At 38.1% G+C, this 22,071-nt stretch carries 20 protein-coding genes; 14 read left to right on the forward strand and 6 right to left on the reverse strand.

The window, feature by feature from the left end; all coding sequences use genetic code 11:
* Complete coding sequence (phnP, locus tag BTO08_RS16380) at positions 1 to 768, forward strand: phosphonate metabolism protein PhnP (protein ID WP_105061712.1); 768 nt, start codon at positions 1 to 3, stop codon at positions 766 to 768.
* A gap of 297 nt (positions 769 to 1,065) precedes the next feature.
* Here phnP and tpx read toward each other — a convergent pair whose 3' ends face one another.
* Entirely contained in the window at positions 1,066 to 1,569 is a 504-nt protein-coding gene (gene tpx / locus BTO08_RS16385; protein ID WP_105061713.1) for a thiol peroxidase, read from the reverse strand.
* A gap of 464 nt (positions 1,570 to 2,033) precedes the next feature.
* Between tpx and BTO08_RS16390 the strand changes: the two genes are divergently transcribed.
* From BTO08_RS16390 to BTO08_RS16410, 5 genes are all read left to right on the forward strand, one after another.
* Positions 2,034 to 3,560 (forward strand): methyl-accepting chemotaxis protein, encoded by a 1,527-nt coding sequence (locus BTO08_RS16390; RefSeq protein ID WP_198038526.1) that lies wholly within the window; start codon positions 2,034 to 2,036, stop codon positions 3,558 to 3,560.
* A 220-nt stretch (positions 3,561 to 3,780) separates the two neighbouring features.
* Complete coding sequence (locus BTO08_RS16395; RefSeq protein WP_105061715.1) at positions 3,781 to 5,505, forward strand: class I SAM-dependent methyltransferase; 1,725 nt, start codon at positions 3,781 to 3,783, stop codon at positions 5,503 to 5,505.
* A gap of 129 nt (positions 5,506 to 5,634) precedes the next feature.
* A complete protein-coding gene (locus BTO08_RS16400; protein WP_146108442.1) occupies positions 5,635 to 6,069 on the forward strand; it encodes a hypothetical protein in 435 nt (144 codons plus the stop codon).
* A gap of 725 nt (positions 6,070 to 6,794) precedes the next feature.
* Positions 6,795 to 9,410 (forward strand): glycosyl hydrolase family 18 protein, encoded by a 2,616-nt coding sequence (locus tag BTO08_RS16405; RefSeq protein ID WP_105061717.1) that lies wholly within the window; start codon positions 6,795 to 6,797, stop codon positions 9,408 to 9,410.
* 541 nt (positions 9,411 to 9,951) lie between these two features.
* Positions 9,952 to 10,806: a sigma-70 family RNA polymerase sigma factor gene (locus BTO08_RS16410; RefSeq protein ID WP_105061718.1), complete on the forward strand. Its 855-nt coding sequence runs from the start codon at positions 9,952 to 9,954 to the stop codon at positions 10,804 to 10,806.
* A 298-nt stretch (positions 10,807 to 11,104) separates the two neighbouring features.
* Here the strand turns inward: BTO08_RS16410 and BTO08_RS16415 are convergent, their stop codons facing one another.
* The 3 genes from BTO08_RS16415 to BTO08_RS16425 form a co-directional block, all read right to left on the reverse strand.
* Positions 11,105 to 11,383: a hypothetical protein gene (locus BTO08_RS16415; RefSeq protein ID WP_045083636.1), complete on the reverse strand. Its 279-nt coding sequence runs from the start codon at positions 11,381 to 11,383 to the stop codon at positions 11,105 to 11,107.
* Between the two features lie 94 nt (positions 11,384 to 11,477).
* A complete protein-coding gene (locus tag BTO08_RS16420; protein WP_242446286.1) occupies positions 11,478 to 11,765 on the reverse strand; it encodes a hypothetical protein in 288 nt (95 codons plus the stop codon).
* A 120-nt stretch (positions 11,766 to 11,885) separates the two neighbouring features.
* Entirely contained in the window at positions 11,886 to 12,092 is a 207-nt protein-coding gene (locus BTO08_RS16425) for a hypothetical protein (RefSeq protein WP_369750658.1), read from the reverse strand.
* 464 nt (positions 12,093 to 12,556) lie between these two features.
* On the opposite strand from BTO08_RS16425, the gene cspE reads away from it, so the two are divergent.
* From cspE to BTO08_RS16465, 8 genes are all read left to right on the forward strand, one after another.
* Entirely contained in the window at positions 12,557 to 12,769 is a 213-nt protein-coding gene (cspE, locus tag BTO08_RS16430; RefSeq protein ID WP_005363823.1) for a transcription antiterminator/RNA stability regulator CspE, read from the forward strand.
* Between the two features lie 158 nt (positions 12,770 to 12,927).
* Positions 12,928 to 13,131, forward strand: coding sequence for a hypothetical protein (locus BTO08_RS16435; protein ID WP_005363826.1), 204 nt, complete (start codon positions 12,928 to 12,930; stop codon positions 13,129 to 13,131).
* Positions 13,132 to 14,070: 939 nt separating this feature from the next.
* Positions 14,071 to 14,763 carry a bacteriorhodopsin-like gene (locus BTO08_RS16440; RefSeq protein ID WP_105061720.1) on the forward strand — a complete coding sequence of 231 codons (693 nt, stop codon included), beginning with the start codon at positions 14,071 to 14,073 and terminating at the stop codon, positions 14,761 to 14,763.
* 52 nt (positions 14,764 to 14,815) lie between these two features.
* Positions 14,816 to 15,712, forward strand: coding sequence for a polyprenyl synthetase family protein (locus BTO08_RS16445; protein WP_105061721.1), 897 nt, complete (start codon positions 14,816 to 14,818; stop codon positions 15,710 to 15,712).
* Between the two features lie 3 nt (positions 15,713 to 15,715).
* Complete coding sequence (gene crtI / locus BTO08_RS16450) at positions 15,716 to 17,203, forward strand: phytoene desaturase family protein (RefSeq protein ID WP_105061722.1); 1,488 nt, start codon at positions 15,716 to 15,718, stop codon at positions 17,201 to 17,203.
* Positions 17,200 to 18,117, forward strand: coding sequence for a phytoene/squalene synthase family protein (locus tag BTO08_RS16455; RefSeq protein ID WP_105061723.1), 918 nt, complete (start codon positions 17,200 to 17,202; stop codon positions 18,115 to 18,117). The genes crtI and BTO08_RS16455 overlap by 4 nt, the downstream gene beginning before the upstream one ends.
* 18 nt (positions 18,118 to 18,135) lie before the next feature.
* Positions 18,136 to 19,239: a lycopene cyclase family protein gene (locus BTO08_RS16460; protein WP_105061724.1), complete on the forward strand. Its 1,104-nt coding sequence runs from the start codon at positions 18,136 to 18,138 to the stop codon at positions 19,237 to 19,239.
* Positions 19,232 to 20,080 carry a Brp/Blh family beta-carotene 15,15'-dioxygenase gene (locus BTO08_RS16465; protein WP_105061725.1) on the forward strand — a complete coding sequence of 283 codons (849 nt, stop codon included), beginning with the start codon at positions 19,232 to 19,234 and terminating at the stop codon, positions 20,078 to 20,080. The genes BTO08_RS16460 and BTO08_RS16465 overlap by 8 nt, the downstream gene beginning before the upstream one ends.
* Before the next feature lie 19 nt (positions 20,081 to 20,099).
* Here BTO08_RS16465 and BTO08_RS16470 read toward each other — a convergent pair whose 3' ends face one another.
* Positions 20,100 to 21,176 (reverse strand): PQQ-dependent sugar dehydrogenase, encoded by a 1,077-nt coding sequence (locus tag BTO08_RS16470; RefSeq protein WP_105061726.1) that lies wholly within the window; start codon positions 21,174 to 21,176, stop codon positions 20,100 to 20,102.
* A 162-nt stretch (positions 21,177 to 21,338) separates the two neighbouring features.
* Positions 21,339 to 22,064, reverse strand: a complete 726-nt coding sequence (gene btsR, locus BTO08_RS16475; protein WP_105061727.1) for a two-component system response regulator BtsR — start codon at positions 22,062 to 22,064, stop codon at positions 21,339 to 21,341.
* Positions 22,065 to 22,071: the final 7 nt, after the last annotated feature.

Genomic DNA, 22,071 nt, shown 5'->3' on the forward strand with positions numbered 1-22,071 from the left:
ATGTTATCACTGACATTACTCGGCACAGGTGCCGCTGGTGGTGTTCCCCTATATGGTTGTCATTGCTCTGCATGTGAGGCTGCAACCCATGATCATAATCTCGAAAGAAAACCCTGTTCGGCGATGATTGAGTGGGGAGATGAGCAGAATAAAAAGCGTTTGCTCATTGATGCAGGCATTATGGATCTTCATAAGCGTTTTTCAGTTGGCTCATATATTGGCTTTTTGCTCACTCATTTTCATGTAGATCATGTTCAAGGCTTGTTCCATCTGCGTTGGGGAAATGGCGCTTTAATTCCTGTCTGGTGCCCTAATGATCCTTTAGGTTGCGCTGATCTACTGAAACATTCTGGCTGTTTAGATTTTCGTTCGTATCTTCATCATGGAGTACCTTTTAATGTCGAAGGATTGAAAATCACACCACTCTCGATGCAACACTCCAAACCTACGTTTGGGTATTTGTTTGAGTTTGATGGAAATACCGTCGCTTACTTAACAGATACCGATGGTTTACCTCTTGAGACTGAGCAGTATTTATTGTCAGTAAATAAACTTGATGCATTAGTGCTAGATTGCTCTTTTCCACCGGCATTAGAACGAGGTAATCATAGCGATATTGATACAGCCTTTGATGTTTATGAGCGCCTACTACCAAAGCAATTTATCATTACCCATATAGGACATGAATTAGATTGTTGGCTGCAAGATAACCAAGTCCCTAGCTCGTTAGTTATTGGTTGTGATGGGCACAAAGTGGATTTGATTTAAGTGGTTGATTAATAAATTATATCATAGTTTTTTATATTGATTTTTTGTATCACGGTTATCTAGTCAGACTATTGCTTAATATAGTGAAGATTTCGAACAATATATAAGATGGAAGAGGAAGAAGAAGGGGGGAATCTTTTGACCGTGAATGTCATGCATACAGAATTTACGAAAAAGAGATAAGCGACTTAAGAGTTATAAAATGATGATTACCTGCTTTTGCTGGATGTTGATCTCATAATGACATTGTTGCTGTTAGGAAAAAGTGGCCCCTTAAGAGCCACTTCAATTTTTATCTTATTTTTGTAGCGCTGCGATTGCTGCGTCGTAGTTAGGCTCATCAGTAATTTCTGCTACAAGTTCAGCATGGATCACAAGACCTTCCTCGTTTAGTACAACAACGGCACGAGTAGCTAAATCACGAAGTGCGCCTTCAGCTAGTTTAACGCCGTATGCTTCTGCAAATTCAGGGCTACGGAATAGAGAAGCAGTTTTAACGTTCTCAATACCTTCTGCTTCACAGAAACGACCTGTAGCGAAAGGCAAGTCAGCAGAGATACATAGCACAACTGTATTTTCAGTGTTTGCTGCTTTTTGATTAAATGCTTTCACACCAAGTGCACAAACCGGTGTATCGATGCTTGGGAAGATATTTAAAACAACTTTTTTACCTTTTACTGAATCAAGTGTGATGTCAGAAAGATCAGCGCCGCAAAGCGTAAATGCTGGTGCTTGAGTACCTACAACTGGGAATGTACCTGCAAGTTGAACAGGTGAGCCTTGGAATGTTACTTGAGTCATTTTTTACTTTCCTTTTATATGGCACGTGAATGACGTGCAACTTTTTATTCACACACTATATACACAAAGGAATAAATTAATAGTAATTAATGGCATATTTAACCAAGGTCATACCACTGGGTTATTTCTTTTTCTTTTCAGATACTTTTACATTATGGGTAAGAACGATTATTTAATCGCCTAACTCAAAAATAAATCGTGATGGTGACTTAATTGCTTTGTTGTAAGTACATAAGAAGTCGCTCTTTGTTAAAATTGTGATAACAGCACAAGTTTGAGCGAGTTTGTTAAAGTTGTTGCGACTTTTACAGATAACGTAACTGAATGGTTATTTCTCGTATTGCGAGATGAAATATTCAGTTCGAGCTATCAATGATGAGATTTACAAATTTTGTTGATAGAGATTCACAACTTGCGTTGAGACAATAATAATGAAAAAAATAATCCTATTAGCCGTTTGTGCCATGTTTGGCATTGCCGTTATGGCGAGTATGGCGTCGACCTACTTTATATCTAGCCAAAAGATAGACAATATCATCCTCGATAAATCTCAAGTACAGGCGGAATTCTTAGCCAAAAATGCAGGGTATATTCTAGAAAATTCCGCCACCCCTAAAAAAGATCTTCAAGCATTAGTTGATGATTTGAAACAGCGATCTGATGTTAGCTATGCGATTGTTATCGATAATAATGTTACAGCCGTTGCACATAGCGATAAGCAAAAGCTAAACAAAAAGTATGATGATGCGTATACCGTAGACGGCGCGACAAAAGGTGTAGAACAATATTCAAAATGGTATGCCGACGTACAAAAGGTATGGGTGTTCGACATTATGGCGCCAATCTATGTGAATGGTCAGCTTTACGGCACATTTGATATTGGCATTCCCATTACCGAAGTAAGCCAAGCCACCAATGGCATTATCACTTACCAACTAGGTTCGATGATTGTGATCTTCGTACTTTGTTTAATTGTGCTATCTCTATTGCTTAATAAATTAATGCGCCCACTATCGGTACTTAAAGATGCATTGCATGATATCTCGCAAGGTGATGGTGATTTAACGGTGCGCTTACCAATAAAAGGTAATGACGAAGTTGCCCAGATCTCATCAGCGTTTAATGTATTTGTTGAAAAAGTACATGGCATTATTTCCCAAGTGGTGAATTCTGGCGAGGAACTAAATGGTTCTGCCATTGCACTACGTGAACAGTCACAGCAAGCACTCGCGAGAGGACAAGAGCAAAATGAACAAACCATGCTAGTTGTGACATCAATGAATGAAATGATTGCCACGGTTAATGAAATTGCGTCCAACGCCGCGAACGCCGCAGATGCAGCAAGCATGGCAACCAATGAAACCCAAGAAGGGTATAAAACGCTACAACGAACAACAACGGCCATCTCTAACCTTGAAAATGAGATGAACAGTACTTCAAATATCATTGTTAGCTTGGCGGATAATACGCAATCTATAGGTACGATTCTTGAAGTAATACGTGGGATCTCAGAGCAAACCAATTTACTGGCATTGAATGCTGCGATTGAAGCAGCAAGGGCGGGTGATGCTGGGCGCGGGTTTGCAGTTGTTGCCGATGAAGTACGTAATCTTGCGACGAAAACAGCCCAATCAACAGATGAAATCGATGCCATGATCCACCAGTTACAAACAGAAGCCCAGAGCGCGGTAGGCTCAATGAGTAACAGTAAGGCACTGATTAACGAAGGGGCAACCGAAACAGAACATGCGCGACAAGCACTTGAATCAATCTCACAGCAAGTAACCACTATTCTAGATATGAATACTCAAGTGGCGACAGCAACTGAGCAGCAATCAACAGTGGCGAATGAGATCAACTTGAATATGGATACGGTGAGTCATTTAGTTAAACTTGGTTTGAACGCCAGTGAACAATTAGAGGCATCCAGCCAGCAGCTAGCAGACTTATCGCAAACGCTTGATAAGCATGTAGGGACATTCAAAATATAATAATGATGTTCGGAAAAAGGCGACGTTAGAGCTAATGCCATTTGTGAAAAGCGAATGGCATTTCTTTTTCTGTAATCTAGATACCTGATAAAGGATGCTTTTAGAATAATGCTTAAACATTATTAAAACCTTAGCAAAATTAGAATATTACTGAAATTTCAATCGTGAATATCAATAACTTACAGTATGATAAATTCACCTTGTTTTCAGAGCTATCATCATGTCTAAAACCATTGATTTCTATCACCAAAATGCACAAAGCCTGAGTGAGCAATATCAGTCGTTGACCTTTGAGCAAGTACATAAAAATTGGCAAGCGCATTGGCCTGTCAGTTCATCGAAAGATGCCTTAAAAGTGCTTGATATTGGCGCAGGAGCAGGACGTGATGCGCTATGGTTTGCGGAGCATCATTGTGATGTCTATGCAATAGAGCCAGCACAAGCATTACGAGAACAAGGTGAAAAATATACTCGGCAGTATGATGATAAAATCACTTGGCTTGATGATCAGCTACCCGAGCTACACAGTATTGTAGAGCTTGGTATTCGCTTTGATTGTATTTTGTTATCTGCGGTCTGGATGCACCTCTCTTCTTGTGCGCGTGAGCGAGCATTTCGCAAATTATCTAACCTATTGGCACCGAGTGGAAAGCTAGTGATCTCACTGCGTTATGGTGATTTTTCTGATTCTCGCAAAGCCTATGATGTCAGTGTTGAAGAACTGGAACAATTAGCCAATAAACATGCCTTACAAGTTAACTTCATTTCTGAACATGATGCCGATGAATTAGGTCGTAGCAGTGTGCAATGGCAAACCGTGGTGATGCAGTTGCCTGATGATGGTACGGGTGATCTGATCAAGGTTAGGCAGATCATTGTTAATGATGCTAAGTCTGCCACGTACAAGCTTGCGTTACTTCGTACTCTTCTTCATATTGCTGACGCCCATCCCGGTGCTGTTCTCAGCCGTGAAGATAATAAAGTTCGATTGCCATTGGGCTTAGTGGCACTTTATTGGATACGACAATTTAAACGCTTAATCGATATTGATATTGATGGCTTTGGTATCCAACAAAGTAGCGACAGTAAAAAAGGCTTAGGCTTTGTAAAAGAGCAAGGCTGGAAAAAACTGACACACCTTAGTGCAGATGATTTATCTATTGGGGCGATGTTTACGGGTGATGAAGCTAAAGCACTCCAAACAGCGATCCGAGATAGTTTGAAAACAATTCAAGATGGCCCTGTTACGTTTATTTATCAGGGGGATAAAAATAATACGTTATTTCAAATGGAGCGTGAAAAAGTACGTACAGCAGATTGCTTTGTACTTGAACTAGAAGCGTTAGCTGAATTTGGCTATTTCGTGCTAGACGAAAGTTTGTGGGAGTGTCTGCGATTATACAGTAGCTGGATAGAGCCATTAGTCGTGAATCAATGGATAGCGGAAATGCGTCGTTATAAGTTAAATGAAGCGCGAGATATTCCGCTACAAACTTATTACGACTGTCTAAAATGGATTGATGAAAGTCATGACACTCGAGGTGTACGCCAGAAGATTATTGCTTTACAGCAAACCGGTGTAGAACTGGAAAGTGTATGGAGTGGTAAACGCTTACAGCCTGATTATCAGGTAGATCATTGCTTACCGTTTGCTTATTGGCCGAATAATGATAAGTGGAATTTATTGCCTGCCAGTAAAAATGAGAATAACCAAAAAAGGGCGCGAGTGCCGACAAGACGCCGTTTAATTGATTCGAGAGAGCGTATCGTTAATTGGTGGCAAGTAGCATGGCAAACAGAGCAAGAGCAAAAACGTTTTTTTGATGAAGCCGTATTATCACTGCCTCATTTACCGTTAGCATGTCGTAACTTTGATGATGTTTTTGAAGCGATGGGTTTGCAAGTTAATGGTGTTAAAAGTCGTTTGCTGGTCGGCGAGTGGTAAAACTTATGGATATAAGTATTAACTTTGAGTTAGCTAAATGATCAATGAGCTTAATGGGAATTTTATCTAACTTACCTAGAAAAAACGTCATTTTAAATAATTGCTCTATAACTGCTTTAGGAAGATACCTTGAGAGTGAATACAAACTTATTCAGTTTACCGGCAGAAGTTCAGGCTGAAATTAATGAGCGTCATGAGCATGAACAAGAATTAAGTCGTCGACATTGTTCTTATGTTCATTTTATTGCAGAAAGCATCAATCAACCTGATTCTTACCGTTCTATTGATGATCCTAAATATCGCGAACCCACACCCAGTGAAATACGCGAGGTATTTGAACATTTAGCGAATGTTCATAGTAAAGGCATAGTTACTAAAATGCTGGGCATAAAGGGGAAATCGAACCCTATGCGAACAATTAACCGTTGGATAGATGGAGAATCGTCAATCCCTTATCCTGCTTGGCGATTAATGTTGATTCTTGATGGCAGAGTGGTTCAAACAAATAGGCTTCCTACTGAAACAGGGCAAAAGCCATGGAAGAAATATTATAAGCAAGAATAAAGCGCTTTTATTTAATGTAACTATCTGAATATGTTAGAGGTTACATTGGTTCTTTATTTTTGTAAGGCTGAATAGCTGGAATGAGTAGACTAATCGTATTCAAGTTAATAACGGTATTTAATCAACAGGCTATGGTGTGAAAGTTCGGAATAAAAGATGATGAGTTAATAGCTGCTATGTACATTAATAAGAGGTTATATGACATGCTTAGTTTTTTATAGGCGGCTTTTTTCCCCTAGTCTGAAATAAATCACCGTTATTCCAGATTCGCTAAAATATCTTTAATTGGAGAAGTTAATGCTATCTTTTATTAAAATGTTTTCTATTAATAATAACTATATTGACTGAATTGTTAATTAAATATCGTATTGAGAGAGGCCAAATTAAATGTGACAGCCTAAACATAGATCGCTACTTTAATATTTTTTTATCGTCTTTCTTCCATTTCATCTATTAAATATTTTAAATTTCTCACTTCTATCTTTAATTCCATATTTATATTTTTATTTGTTAGTTATATAAACTTTCCCAATCATTCTTTTAAGGTATATGCAACGGAATGAAGATCACTTTATAGAATATTAAACCGTGAGCATATTCAAATAAGTGCTTTTTTTTGATTTTAATCAAAATTTGAATGTGTAGTTTAGTTGTTGATGCTAAGGCGGAATATTTTGCTTTAGTGATATCAACATCAATAAATACATTATAAAAGAAGCATAAATATGAAAAAGAAGCGTTTAAATAAAATATTAATAGGCATGATGATTACTGGTTGTACGGCAGGATCGATGGCTTCAACTATCGCTTACGCGGAAGCTGAACCTTGGGTGAGTGGCGTTGGGCTAACTAAAACAAAAATAGACTCGACAAAAGAAATATATAATACCTACGAAGCAGATAAGGCATTACCAAAAGTATCAGCCTACCTGTCTAATTGGGCGCATTATGAGCAAGGGTATGAGCCTAACATAGAGGCTTTATCTAAATATGATACTGTTATTTTATCATTCTTTGGTCTCTGTGGAACTGAAGTTGGTGATCCTAGTATTACTGGTGCGGTAGAGCACCTGAAAACATACTGTGATGAATTTGGCGGTAAAAAGTTTGAAATTATGACTACCGACAAATTTGCTGATTTCCAAAAGGAGTTTCCATCTGCTGGTGTTCCAGGAAAATGGGATGGTAAGTGGCTGGAGAAAAATCCAGGGGGAATGCTAGGAGTAATGCAAAAACTAGCGAATGATACAGATACAAAAGTCGCTGTTTCAATTTTTGGCTGGTCTTTATCAAATATTGCTTCTGATGCGGTAAAACCTGAAAATCGTCCTGTATTAATTAATAGTCTTATTGAATTTCTTAATGCTTACCCGTTCGTCAGCCAATTGGATATTGACTGGGAATACCCTGGCATTCAAGGTGCTTCTGAGAACGTATTTGATCCTGAAAATGACGCCAAAAACTATGCAGATTTTATTCGCGATCTTCGCTCTGCTTTGCATAATAATGGTCGTGATGATGTTAAAATCGGTATTGCTTCCGGTGCACCAAAAGACAAAATTGATGCTGCAGAGTTACAAAACCTAATTACCGCAGGTGTGGATACAATCCACTTAATGACGTACGATTTCTTTGGTGAATCTTGGGCTGATGAACTGGCACACCATACGAATCTCATGTCCAATGCGAGTAGAGAATGGTCGTCAGATGCCTCGATTAGATACATGATCGATGAACTAAATATCGATCCTGCAAAGATTCAAATTGGTTACGCTAACTATAGTCGTAATGCGATTGATGCAGAGATAACCTCACATAGTCCATTACAAGGTACCTTTGTTAAAGGTAAAAATGTAATGGGAAGTTGGGAAGCAGCTTCTACAAGTATCAATGACATCTTCACGCACTATGCTAACCCCGATGAAACGAAAGGTTTGCTGCCAATTAATGATTACCACTTATATACAGATGAAGAAGCAAATGCTGATTACTTATATAAAAAAGAGAATGGAATTTTCTTATCTATAGATACTCCTCGAACGGTTTACGCTAAAGCACAATATGCAGTGAAAAATAAATTAGGCGGTATCTTTAATTGGATGGGAGATCCTGATGAAGGTTTGATGCTTAATGCTGCCCGTGAAGGTCTTGGTAATAAAATTATTACTCAGAAAATCAACATGGATAAAATCATTAATACATGTGGCGAAAATACCACGGCTGAAAAATGTGAAAAGTTAACCCTCCTGATAGGAAATGAAGTAAAAGTTGACGCCGGTGAATCTCAACAGGCTGAATTTGCTCTTGGTCAATCCTATTTACTTCATGGCTCTGTTACCCATTCAGATAAAGTGAAAAAAACGGTTTGGACTGTTAAGAAAGTAATAGGTACAGATAAAGCAAATATCATTATTGATAACAAGAAAAAATTAGAGACGAGTTTCTCTGTAGATTTAGCTGAAGTTCCTGATAAAGATATTAAGGTAACGTTACAATTAAAAGCCCATCTCAAGGACGGCTCTGTTGTTAAAGATACAGTAGTATATAAACTGAAAAAGCATCAGCCAGATATTACACCTGAGATCAATAACATTGAATACAATGCCGTATATGACATGTCATTACATACGCCATTGACTTTCAAAGCCGATGTATCAGCTCCTTCTGGCAAGGGCTTAGACTACTCTTGGAATGTATTAAAGAATCAATACAATATTAAATTTGATGATTCATCAGTAAATCCTGCTGAGATTACTTTAAATACGTTACCAAACAAGCCTACATATACATTTGATGTAGCTCTTACTGTCACAAATGTTTATGGAAAAACAGATTCTAAAACCGTTCAAGTGTCTGTATCTGGTGATGAATCTGCCAATAACGCTCCGACAGCAAACTTTAATGTTATTACTACTGAGCCAACAGTAAATACAGCCGTTTTAATTGAGTCGGATTCGAGTGACGAACTAGTAAATGAACTTAAATCTGATTGGAACGTTACACATAATGGTGAAGTTGTTGAAGTTCGCCATGAAGGTAAAGACGTTAGCTTTGTACCAACAGAAGAAGGTGAATACATAATTAACTTAAAAGTAACGGATGTGTTTGGTAAAGAAGATTCAACTGAGCGCACTGTTACAGTTATAAAACCATCTATTGATGTTGACTATGTTTACCCTGATGGTTTTGGTAATTATCAAGACGGCACTGTTGTTAAATTTGATGGCCAAGGTATCTACCAGTGCTTCGGAGACTGGGCTGCAAACTGTAATGTTGAGGCGTACTTACCTGGTGCAGCTAATCCAGATTGGGTTAGTCAGCAGTGGAAGAAGCTTGATTAGTCTTTCATTCTAAAAGAGGTTGTCGATTTTGGTTTGATAGCTGGTGTAACCTAAATAGTTGCTATCCATATGGGCAATAATCGATAAGATCATTTAGGCTGTTTTATAACGATATAAAAATCCGATAAGCATAGTTTATCGGATTTTTTTTAGACAGAGACTAGGAACCGGACTTGTCTGTTATTGTTAATTCCATTGTTAATTCCATTGTTACTTCTATTTGTAGCACGATATTTATGTGTTGTGATTTTTACCGCAATATTAATCGTGCCATTCCATCTTATTTATGATTTTTTGGCTTTTAAGTTTTCTTATTAGCATCAAAATCACAAATACACTTATTTGATTGAAATATTTTCTGTGAATGTGTTTTTATATTCCGCGATGGCATTACTTGATGTGAATAAGAGGGTATTATCACAATGGTGGTGTGATTTAAGGATGTATAGGTGCTCTAGGCGAATATTATTCTGGTATCTAGATTTAATAATTCATAATAATGTGCACTTGTATATGATGCTTATATTAGTAAGGAAACTAAATGAAAAACACCGAGATCGATATGATCGGTTTATACATGAAGGAAATATCCAGCAAACCACTACTCACTAAAATGGATGAAATTCATTACAGTCGTAAATACTTGCGTGGCGATAATCAAGCCAAAGAAAAGTTAATCGAATCGAATTTAAGATTAGTAGTGAGTATTGCCAAAAAGTATCGTGCAGCACACTTATTATTAGGCGATATGATTGATGAAGGTAACTTGGGATTAATCACTGCAGTAGAAAAGTTCGATCCAGAAAAAGGATTTCGCTTTTCCACTTATGCTACATGGTGGATTAAACAAAACATTGAACGTGCTATTCATAATCAAAATAGAACCATTCGCTTACCCGTTCATGTGTCTAAAGAAATTAATGGGTTGCTTCGTACACACCGAGATTTAATGAAAAAACAAAACCATGAACCAACGCATGAAGATATAGCTCAACAACTCAACAAAGAAACTCATGACATCTCAACATTGTTTTCTTATGAACAAAAGATCGTTTCATTAGATCAAACCCTTGGGGATGATGAAAGTACAGGTACCATCGCGAGCCTCGTGGTTGATGAACAAATACCGTCACCATCTCATATTGTAGAAGAAAACAGTATGGTTAATTTGGCCGAGGACATATTAAACAAAATAAAGCCAAGAGAGCGAGAGATTCTGTGTCGTCGGTTTGGGGTGATGGGGTATGAACCTCAAACATTACAAGAAGTTGCACTTGCGCTTGGAATAACCCGAGAGCGAGTAAGACAGCTACAGGCGAAATCCTTGGAACGGCTAAAAATGAACTTGAAGTATGATAACTACGATTTCGATATGTTATTTTCCGCTACCGCATAGAATGAATATCGCGATGTTTTCTCTATATACTGACGCGCTTTATTCATCTAGTCGTGGCAGTAAATATACGTTGGCGGTTATGTAATATTTTCGTTATACCTTGTGCTGAAGTAAACAACGGACATGTATTTGTACAGTTACAATAAAAGGAAAACCATCCGTATCCGTTGCAAAGTTGTAATTATTTACCATACCGATAAGGGTATATTGGTTATTTAGCGGCGGGGAGTAAGCATGGATGACCAATGGTTACCTGATGGTTGCCGTTGGTTAATCTCAATAATTGGCATTGTCGATATTATTGTTCTTTACTATTTTTCTCGGCTGTTTCCATTAATTTCATCGAGTCTTTGTAATCGCTAAATTTTGTTGGCTCTGTTAATTTCAAATCTTTTTTCATTGATGTACTGAAAGCACCGTCTTTTAGGATAATGGATAGTATGCTGTAGGCGGGAATAGTGACTTTGTTCGTACCATCAAGATCTTGAAGAAAAGCACCAGATTTCGTGTAAGCGATAAATTGTTGGGGATAGTCTTCAGTGCTGCCATGCGGTAGGCGAAGGTTAATAGTAATCATGGGTTGTCCTTAAATTTTATACGTTATTTGGGATATGAATAAACGTAGAGATTGGCTGATTGAGCAAGGTAATGTGTAAGAGATAAATTTCGCACTAGCTGTTGAAATGTCTTTCATCTGGCGACATACCAAGATTTAATGTCTGGTAGCATTTGTGTAGATTTAAAAACATACCTTCCTGCTCTATCTCTTTGGTCATTAGCGCTCGTAAGCTTTCTAACGTGTGGTTATCTTGCACTTCTATCGTGTAAACATCTTTTTCACTCATGCGCTGTTTAGCCTTTATTGACGGTTCTTCTACTTTGTGAATTTTGACACCAAGCTTTGACAAAAGGGCTGGGATAGTCGCTGTACCGCAAATACATTCAGATCGAAAAGTCATTAGTTTCATGGTGTCGGTACTCAAAAGTAAAAGTCAGTCTAATGTTGAAACGCTGTAAGAGAGTGGATAGGAAGCTTACTGCTTTGAAAGATAGTAACAATTAAGGATAGTTAATTTTTATTATGATCCTGATTTTATACAGCGCTCTGCGCTTGCAAAAAGGTTATTACATATTGTCTGTTGTTTGTTATGTTCAGCTGTTCCTGCGATTAAAGAATCCAATACTTCTTTGGCTTTATGGTAGTCTTCCACGATAAGAGCAAATCGGTCTTCAAAAGCATTTTTTCTTATTTTTTTTCCAGGTTTCTTTCCAGATTTACGCATCATAATCTCGCTATATTAGAGGTGTAGTGCAAAGACAATCATCTAACTCAGTAATGAAGAAAAGATATTGCAGAATAGATGTGATGAATTAAATGGAAGAGAAACAGAGAAGCTTTTAATGGAATATTTAATTAATCGTTGTTTTGCATCGGCTATTTTACAGGTTATTTAAATAATAGATATAAAAATAAATTAAATCAATAAATGTCATTAAAATCAATTGGTTGAGTTTTATTTTCTGATTTTGATAAAATAAACATATACAGCCTATCGATTTAGTGTTCTACTGCAATGGCTCTGTTGTTCAGAGTTATTAATGAAACATCAAGTAAAAGTAAAACCCTCAGAATATCTTCGTTATTGTTGCCATCCTCTGTGTTTCCCTTAGCTTCTTCGTCACATCGATAATTCAGACTCTTAGTACTTCGCATTTGCGATTTTTTATGAATTTATTTAAGGGACACATTATGTCTAATAAAAATACTGGTTTAGTAAAATGGTTTAACGAAGATAAAGGCTTTGGTTTTATTACCCAAGACAATGGCGGTGCAGATGTATTTGTACATTTTCAAGCTATCGTTTCTGAAGGTTTTAAGACATTGATGGATGGTCAAAAGGTTTCTTTTGATGTCGAACAAGGTCAAAAGGGTCTCCAAGCTTCAAATGTTGTTGCTTTATAAGACTTTCTAAAGGGTAGCATTTTATTGCCGCCCATTATCGAACACTAAAAAATATTGCTTTTATCATTATTCTATTTGTTTCTATTATTTCTCTATGAAGTTTAGATAATACTTAAATAATAATCATAGTAATAACTTAAAATAAATAGGAAATATAAATGTCAGTATATAATATTATGTACATTAATGATTTAGATAAAATAATCAAATCTGAAACTGTTTTTATGAAATGTTTAAGAGGTGCGAAAGTATCATCATCTTCTTTTGCTCCGTTTTTTACTGTCAAAATTGAATTGAGAGATATTGTCGGTAAATTATTAGCGACTAAAGAAAATAATGCTTGGGTTAATAATGATAAATAGACAAAAAACAACTAAAAAAGAGCTGAAAAAAGCACATCATTTAGGTGTGGTTAGAAGAAGAATTGAAGATATACATGATCGCATGATTTGGAGCAAGTTGTGGGAGCTCCCTTAAAGGCCGCTAGAAATAGTGGTCTTTTTATTTATCAGCTCTATTCTTAAATTCCTTCTGTTGATTTCCATCTTTTTACTTCACTCCGCATAGCTTCAAATTCATTATCGGTACTTTGACGTGCCAGTTGATAGTTGGGAAATTTTCTTCTACTCATTAGTCATCACTTCAGCAGAAATAACAATATTCAATTAATTGCTAAATATCAGTGCCTTTTCCTATCGTACTGGGTATCACCTTTAAAATATAACTAGGTGTGGTTTCTAGTAATACCGTTTATACCATTAGTAATGGTATTATTTTTCCTAAAATTTAATTTTATTGTATTTTCTTATCAAAATAATTCGCAATTTGAGAATTCAAAAATTAACTATAAATTAAATCAACAATGTGTTGTTTATTCTCATCTATAATTTCTCACAACTGGGATAAATTATTTTAATATTTTTATCATTGTGTGTCTCCAATAACTCAAAACCTCGTTTTAGGTTTAAATGATTGTTTGTAAATACTTTTTACTTTGTTTTTTGTGTTTTTAAGATGTTGTCTTTCGTTGTGCTTTATGATTAAAAAGTATCTCATAAATAACAAAGTATGAATTTTAACTTAATTTCTTGTCTGTCTTAAATAAGATATATTATTATTTTATCTCAAAAGGCTTTAAATTTTTTACTCAGTTGTTGGATGATAATTAAATTTGGTTTTTATAGTGATCAAATTAAAAAATTATTCGTACTTCATTAAATAGAGTGTATTAGTGTTTGAAATTTTTATTTCAAATATCCCTAAACCGATAAACACTTTTATCAAAATTTAAGGAAATGGTTATGCTAAATCCTAGTGACTTTGTAGGAGTCAGCTTTTGGCTGATGTCAGCAGCCATGATGGCTGCCACGTTCTTTTTTTGGGTTGAGCGAGATAGGGTTGTTGGTAAGTGGAAAACATCCCTCTCGGTCGCGGCAATGGTAACGGGTATTGCTTGTCTTCACTATTTCTATATGCGAGGAGTTTGGGTTGAAACAGGGCAAAGCCCAACCGTATTTAGATATGTAGATTGGCTCCTTACTGTACCGCTTCAAATCATCGAATTCTTCCTCATTCTTGTCGTCATTGCCGTTGTTCCTACCTCTTTATTCTGGCGTTTACTCATTGCAAGTATTGTTATGCTTGTCGGTGGTTATCTTGGTGAGGTGGGTACCTTAAGTCCAATGGTTGGCTTTGTTATAGGTATGATTGGTTGGCTCTATATCATCTATGAAATTTTCGTCGGCGAAGCGAGTACTATCAATGCAAATAGTGGTAATGAAGCTAGTCAAAGCGCTTTCAAAGCATTACGGCTTATCGTAACAATTGGTTGGTCGATTTATCCTATTGGTTATCTCGTTGGTTACTTTGGAGATGGCGGAAACGTTGCAATGCTCAATCTCATCTACAACCTTGCTGACTTTGTTAACAAGATTGCATTTGGTGTTGTTATTTGGGCGGCAGCAACAAGAGATGCAGACAACGCAAGAGCTTAATTCATCTTCATTTTAGTAAGAGGGCATTTGTCCTCTTACTATGGAGGATACTATGTATAAGATCTCGAAAACTGATGAAGACTTAAAAGTCGTTATACCTGATAATTTCTCACAACAAATCAATCAGTTGATGTTTGAATTATGCAAGCATTCTGGCCCTGTAACACTTTCTTACTTACGTTATCATCAGCAATCTGGTGGAAGCCAGCGACGCGCTAAACTTTGTTATATTACAGCGGTTTCTTTAGGGTTAAATACGAATACGGCAAAACTGTTGGCGGTAACCGTTGAGCTATTACACAATGCTTCTTTAATCCATGATGATGTACAAGACAAAGACCAACAAAGGCGAGGTCAAGATGCGTTGTGGGTTAAAGCCTCTGTGGAAGAAGCAATCTGTTTAGGTGATACCCTCATTGTTGCGGCTTATCATGCGCTTTCTAAAATAAACACACCTGCAAACAGTCATCTTCAAGCGACGGTGTGTCGTCGTGTCATGGAAACCATTAGAGGGCAGATGGATGATCTATCACCTCAACTGCCATTAACTGAACAATCATATACGCTTATAGCGACCAATAAAGCAGCACCACTGCTGAGTCTATCTGTTGAATTACCGGCTCTGCTGGCAGGAGAACCGTTTCTGGCCAAAGCCTTATCTCATGCTGCAAGCTCCTTCGCACTTGCCTATCAATTCTATGATGATCTTTGTGATCAAGCACAGGATGCGACAAATCAAGAGCCCAATATCGTCAACATACGAATTCACGAATTAGCTGGAAGTCTTAACGCAAGTGATGAAGATATTGATACCGCTAAGGATGATATTAAAAGCAAAATATTAATACTTTTAGATCAGGCAACCTCTTCATTGGCACCATTACCAACAGAAGCCACTGTTATCTTGCAGCAAACGATCAAGGAATTAAAAACACGTATAGAGGGATAACTTATGAAAGTTGTCGTAATGGGAGCGGGATTTGGAGGCATCGCCTCTGCGTTAAGGGCGAGAGCACTGGGCTTTGATGTTGTTTTAGTCGAAAAAAATCAACAGATTGGTGGTAGAGCTCAAGTCTTTAACGTCGATGGTTATCGTCATGATGCAGGGCCCACTGTGATTACTGCTCCTTTCTTGTTTGATGAATTATTCGCATTATTTAATCGTAAACGTGCCGACTACATCGAATTCACACCATTGAAAGTATGGTACCGATTTGTCTTTGATGATCTCAGTGCATTCGATTACGGTGGCAGCCAGCATGATATTGAAACTGCAATCGGCAATATTGATCCGAGTGACGTCCAGCATTATAGAAGTTTATTGCAAGAGTCTAAGTCGATTTACCATGTTGGTTTTGAACGGTTAGCGGATAAACCATTTCATCGAATGGCTGACATGATGAAACTGCTACCCGCGATGATCAAGTTAAAAAGTTACCGTTCAGTATGGCAGCTCGTTAGTAGCCACATGCAAAATGAAAAACTGAGACAGGCATTTTCTATCCAGCCTCTACTGGTTGGGGGTAATCCCTTTGATACGACCAGTATCTATAACTTAATACATTTTTTAGAAAGAAAGTTCGGCATTCATTTCGCAATGGGGGGAACTGGTGCACTGGTAAAAGCGTTAGAAAAGCTAATGATTGAGCAAGATATTGAAATCATTACCAGTAACTCTGTTGAACTGATTGAAACGAAAAATAACTATGTTAAGAGTGTTACCTTACAAGACGGTACTAATCTACCTTGTGATCATTTGATATCGAATATCGATCCTGCTTACCTTTATGGAAAACTATTAAAAAAAGAAAGCAGCATAGTAGCTACGGCAAGAACAAAATTTGCACGTAAATCGATGGGTTTGTTTGTCTTGTTTTTTGGCACTGATAGACAATATTCAGCTGTAGAGCATCATACGATTTTGCTTGGTAAACGTTTTAAAGGGTTATTAGACGATATTTTTAAACATAAAGTGCTCACTGACGATTTTTCGCTTTATCTTCACCGTCCTACCGCAACCGATCCTTCTTTTGCTCCACAAGGGCATGACAGTTTTTATGCTCTCGTACCTGTGCCTAATTTAGATGGCGGTCAAAATTGGAAAGAGGTTGGTGAGAAATTAAAACAGCGGGTGATTGAGCGTCTATCTCAAACGCTATTACCAGATTTAGAGAGCCATATTCAGTCGGTTTTTTACATGACCCCTGAGGATTTCAAAGATGATTATTTAAGTCCTTCTGGTGCTGGTTTTTCAATTTCACCGCACTTTTATCAATCGGCGTGGTTTCGATATCATAATAATGGTGAAGGCTTAAATAACTTGTCTTTAGCCGGTGCGGGAACACACCCTGGAGCTGGGTTACCAGGAGTATTAAGTTCAGCAAAAGTCGTCGAATCGTTGTTAAAGCAAAAGTATGGCAAGGTGGGGGGAAGTCAATGACGGAGTTTTCCCAATCTACTATCGTCTCACAGCTGTCAGTTGCCTTTTTGCAAGGTGGCCATAAAGTGACGGCAAAGCATGGTAAGACATTCTATTTTGCTTCGTTATTTATGGGAAAACGCCATGCGGAGCGAAGCTATTGCTTGTATCAATTCTGCCGATACCTCGATGATTTAGCGGATAATCAAGGGAACTCCTCTTCTAAACTAAACCAGTTTCGACAACGCCTTATTGAAAATAAAACTGAACGCGATACGGTCTTTCTCACAGAATCATTTGAGCTTCCTATTAATCCCATTTTGGATTTGATTGACGGCTTCTTGTTTGATCAAAACGAACCTGCTATTGATTCGAAAAGAGAATTACTGACGTATTGTTACCGAGTTGCAGGCACTGTTGGCATTATGATGTGTCACGCTTTAGAGGTCGATGATAGAGCTGCTTTTAAATATGCCATCGATCTTGGCATCGCGATGCAGTTAACGAATATCGCTAGAGATGTTTTTGAAGATGCGCAGCTAGGAAGGAGATATGTTCCCTCTACTTGGTTACACGGTATGACCCCCTTAGAAATCGAGCAGGCGCCTTCACACCATTGCGACATTTTTCATGCAAGGAAAAAGCTCTTATCGTTAGCTGAGCAATACTACAGCAGTGGTATGTCGGGTTTATCTTATTTGCCTAAACAATCAAGGCTATCCATTTATATTGCCGCAAAATGTTACCAAGCGATTGGGTTTCAAATAGAAAGAGAGCCTGATTTTACTGTACGGGCAACGGTCTCTATGGCTAAAAAGTGCGCGTTGACGGCGAAGTGTATGCTTCACTTTATATTGAGTAATGGAACCAGACGTTGGCATCGTCCTCATGATAAAGGTTTGCACACCAATATCGTCAATGTTTTAGGACTCTAGACTCAGGGAGAGTGAACAATGAAAGTCAATGTTGCAATTCTTGGTGCAGGTTGTGCGGGCTTGGCGCTTGCTCGTTGTTTAAAGGAACAAGGATTTTCTGGTTCGGTATCATTACTGGAATCAAGGCAGTGCTACGAAAATGACAGAACATGGTGTTATTGGGCAAAACCAGATAGCCAATGGCATAAAATGGCTCAATATCGTTGGCAACAATGTCTATTCTCATCGTTAAATGATGCACAACACATTCATTATTACGACTCGACCTCATATTGTTGTCTCCCTGCTGAAAACTACTACGACTTTTGCTTACAACAATTGGATTCGGCAAATGTATCGTTAAAAATGGAAGTCGAAGTCGTCTCTGTTTCGCCAACTCGCTCCCAATCTTGGTTGGTGGAGACAACATCCGGTAATTTAGAAGCTGATATCGTTATTGATACTCGCCCAAGACCTTGTGAAGCAATACTATATCAGTCATTTTTAGGTTATGAGGTCACGTTATCCCGCCCTATATTCGCGCCTGATACTGTAAGGCTAATGTGTAATATGCATGGCGATAGTCAATGCATGCGTTTTTATTACATTCTTCCATTTTCTCCTTGGCACATATTAATTGAGCCCACGGTTTTTCATCGCTACCCTCTAAATCCCGATTTGTTGAAAGATGACCTCCAATCCGCGCTCCGAGCAGAAGACATTGAAATTGAATCGATTATCCGCCGTGAATCAGCCATTTTACCCATGGGGCAGACACATTTAGAAGGCTCTGTATTGGTTAAAGGGGGGATTGCTGGTGGTGCGTTACGGGCGAGTTCTGGCTATGGTTTTTTGCGGATCCAAGCATGGGCATTGGCTTGTTCGCAATCAATTATTACCAAACAAAAAGCGTTTTCACATCAGCAACATCACCTGCAGGCTAGAATGGATCACTTGTTTTTAAACGTCATTAAGCATAATCCTGTGGATGGGCCAGACTATTTCATTCGAATGGCAAGCCAGTTAAACGGTGACCAATTTTCTGCATTTATGAGTGATGAAGCTGGTATGAAAGAATGGATGCAAGTGATCAGCGCTTTACCAAAATGGCCGTTTATTAAAGAGGTAATGGCTGGTGGTTAAAGCGGATTGGAACAGTGCGATAAAGCAGAAGCCTGTGTGCTTTTTGCTGTGTGCGCTTCCACTGGTTTTACTTGTTGAGCATTGGGCTATGTTCTGGCCGGTGATGTTAATGGTTTTGTTCATCGGTCTACCACACGGTTTGTTTGATCCATGGATTGCTTTAAAAAGCGTGTCATTAAAAAAGACGTCGACATGGCTGTTTTTGTTTGGCTATTTAGTATTATCTATCGTGGTCTATTTAGGGTGGGTTATCTCACCTTTGTTTTCTTTTGTTCTGTTTTTGTTGGTATCGGCATACCATTTTGGCGCCGATTGGGGAGATCAACCAACGAGCTCAAGGCTTCAATGTATTGGTTTGGGGGGCATCATCATAGCTCTGCCAGTCATTTTCCATCCTGCAGAAACCATGAGAATTTTTTTATTACTGACAGGGTATGACTTCTCTGACGTAATGTGGTTATTTGTGGTGTGGTGTTTAGTCGGTACTACTTTTCTGTTGTATAGGCCAAATAAAGCCAATCTTGTCGAAGGCCTACTGTTAGTCATTATTAGTGCTGTAGCATCGCCGTTTATTTATTTCGCTTGTTACTTTTGCCTACTTCATAGCTATCGTCATTATGCTGAATATTTGCCACGTATTGTCACCAGACAAGATTTTTCTATCCGATTTGTATCTTTGTTATTAATAATGACTTATCTATTCTTCATTGGTTTATTTCTCTCCTTGGAGTCAATTGGTCCCGTTGAAGATAAATCATTACAAACATTGTTTTGGGGGCTTGCTTCGCTAACCGTTCCCCACATGTATGTTATCGCACTTTCAAAAAGTAAAAAGAGCTGATGAATCGTCATGCTATTGATTATTTCTCTTCGAGCTTAAAAATCTTACCGCTGTCTGTCGAAAAATAGAGATAACCATCAGGGCTAATTGTGATATCTCTGATACGTTCACCGAGTTCTCCCATTAATCGAGAAGATTCAGTTAGCTTACCGTCTTTAATTGTTACCACATTAATGTGAGCTAATTTAAGCGCGCCTGCTAAGATTTTTCCTTTTAAGGAAGGGTAATGACTTCCCCTGTAGATCACCATGTTGCTTGGTGCTATTGAAGGGATATAGACCAGTTTCGGATCTTTCATTTTAGGCAATGACGTTGCTTCACCCACTGCGATTGGGCCCCAATATTCTTTGCCATGAGATACCTTTGCCCAGCCGTAGTTAGCCCCTTTTTTAATCAAATTAATTTCATCACCACCACGAGGCCCATGCTCAATTGACCAGAGCTGTTTTGTTGATTTGTCATAAAACAGGCCTTGAGGATTCCTGTGTCCGTAACTCCAGATTTCAGGTTTTCCTTTATTTGTTTTAAAGGGGTTATCTGCTGGAATAGAGCCATCGAGGTTCAAGCGAATAATAGAACCAGCATGAGTTTGAAGATCTTGTCCATTGTCACGTACACCACGATCACCAATAGAGAAGTAAACCTTATCATCAACAAATGTAATACGGCTACCAAAGTGACGACCAGTGCTGGTTATGGCATCGGCAACGAAAACATCTTTCCAGCCTTCTAGTTTATTATTTTGTAATTTAGCTGTGGCTAGTGCGACGGTGGTGCCTTTTGGCGTCGATTTACTATAGGTAAAGAAGAGTATTGGGTGCTTTGTATCTGAATTAGGCGCAAGCGCAACATCCAATAAACCACCTTGACCATGACTATCAACGTCTGGAACTTTGAAGAGGATCTGTTTATTACCAGAGGTAATATCGAGTAATGAAACAGTGCCATTTTTTTCATTTACGATAGCTTGTTTTTCATTAACAAATTCCACTCCCCAAGGGATTTGAAAGTTATTCGCAATTTCTATTGCGTTGTACTGGCTTGAATATGCAGATAGAGAGATACAAGCAAGTAATAGAGCTGCTATTGCTTTCATGGCTCATTCCTTTGATACGTCTTTCTTATTAAAATCTAGCAGTTGATATCGCTACAACTATTTTTTATTAAACTTTTTCATTGTATCAATGTAGAAAAATAGTCCTACATGCAAATTAACTTGATTTAAAAGGCCCTTTATCAAACCAAAGCAATGTGCTTTTTACAAAATACCGAGTAGCTTTTTAAGTACTGAAAGATAGCGACGGCTAACGGGAAGTTCATACCCTGTTTTTGTAATAATTTCAGCTAACCCATTTTCTAATAGTTTAATTTCACTGATCATTTTGATATTCACCAGATACTGGCGATGACAACGCACCAACGGTGTTTTTTCTTCTAATGTTTTTAAGGTGAGTTGTGTGCTGGCGGTTTGATTATTGGAACGTACTTGCACGCCACTGATATCACTATAGGCACATTCCACTGTGTCGGTGGTAAGAATCACAATACGGTTATGACCAATGCAGGGGATTTGATCGAGCTTATTCGGCGCAATAGCGGAGATGGCTTGCTGAGGCGTTGATTGTTGTATCACTTTATGTAAACGACTCACTGTTTTGGTTAAACGACTTGGATTAACCGGCTTCAATAAATAATCAAAAGCATTCTCTTCAAACGCTTGAATAGCATAGTGATCGTAAGCGGTTACAAACACCACATAAGGCATAGTTTCAGGATCGAGCATGCTTAATAGTTCAATGCCTGTTACTTGTGGCATTTGAATATCAACAAAGACAATATCCGGCTTTAGCTCATTGATTTTCTTTAGCCCAAAAATAGCGTTTGGCGCTTCACCAATCACCGTAACATAGCCTGTTTCTTCCAATAACTCTGCCAGCTCTTCACGGGCAAATTGTTCATCATCAATGACAAGAGCAGTTAACATCCAAGCT

It is taken from the genome of Photobacterium angustum, from assembly GCF_002954615.1.
In the GTDB taxonomy this organism is placed as follows: domain Bacteria; phylum Pseudomonadota; class Gammaproteobacteria; order Enterobacterales; family Vibrionaceae; genus Photobacterium; species Photobacterium angustum_A.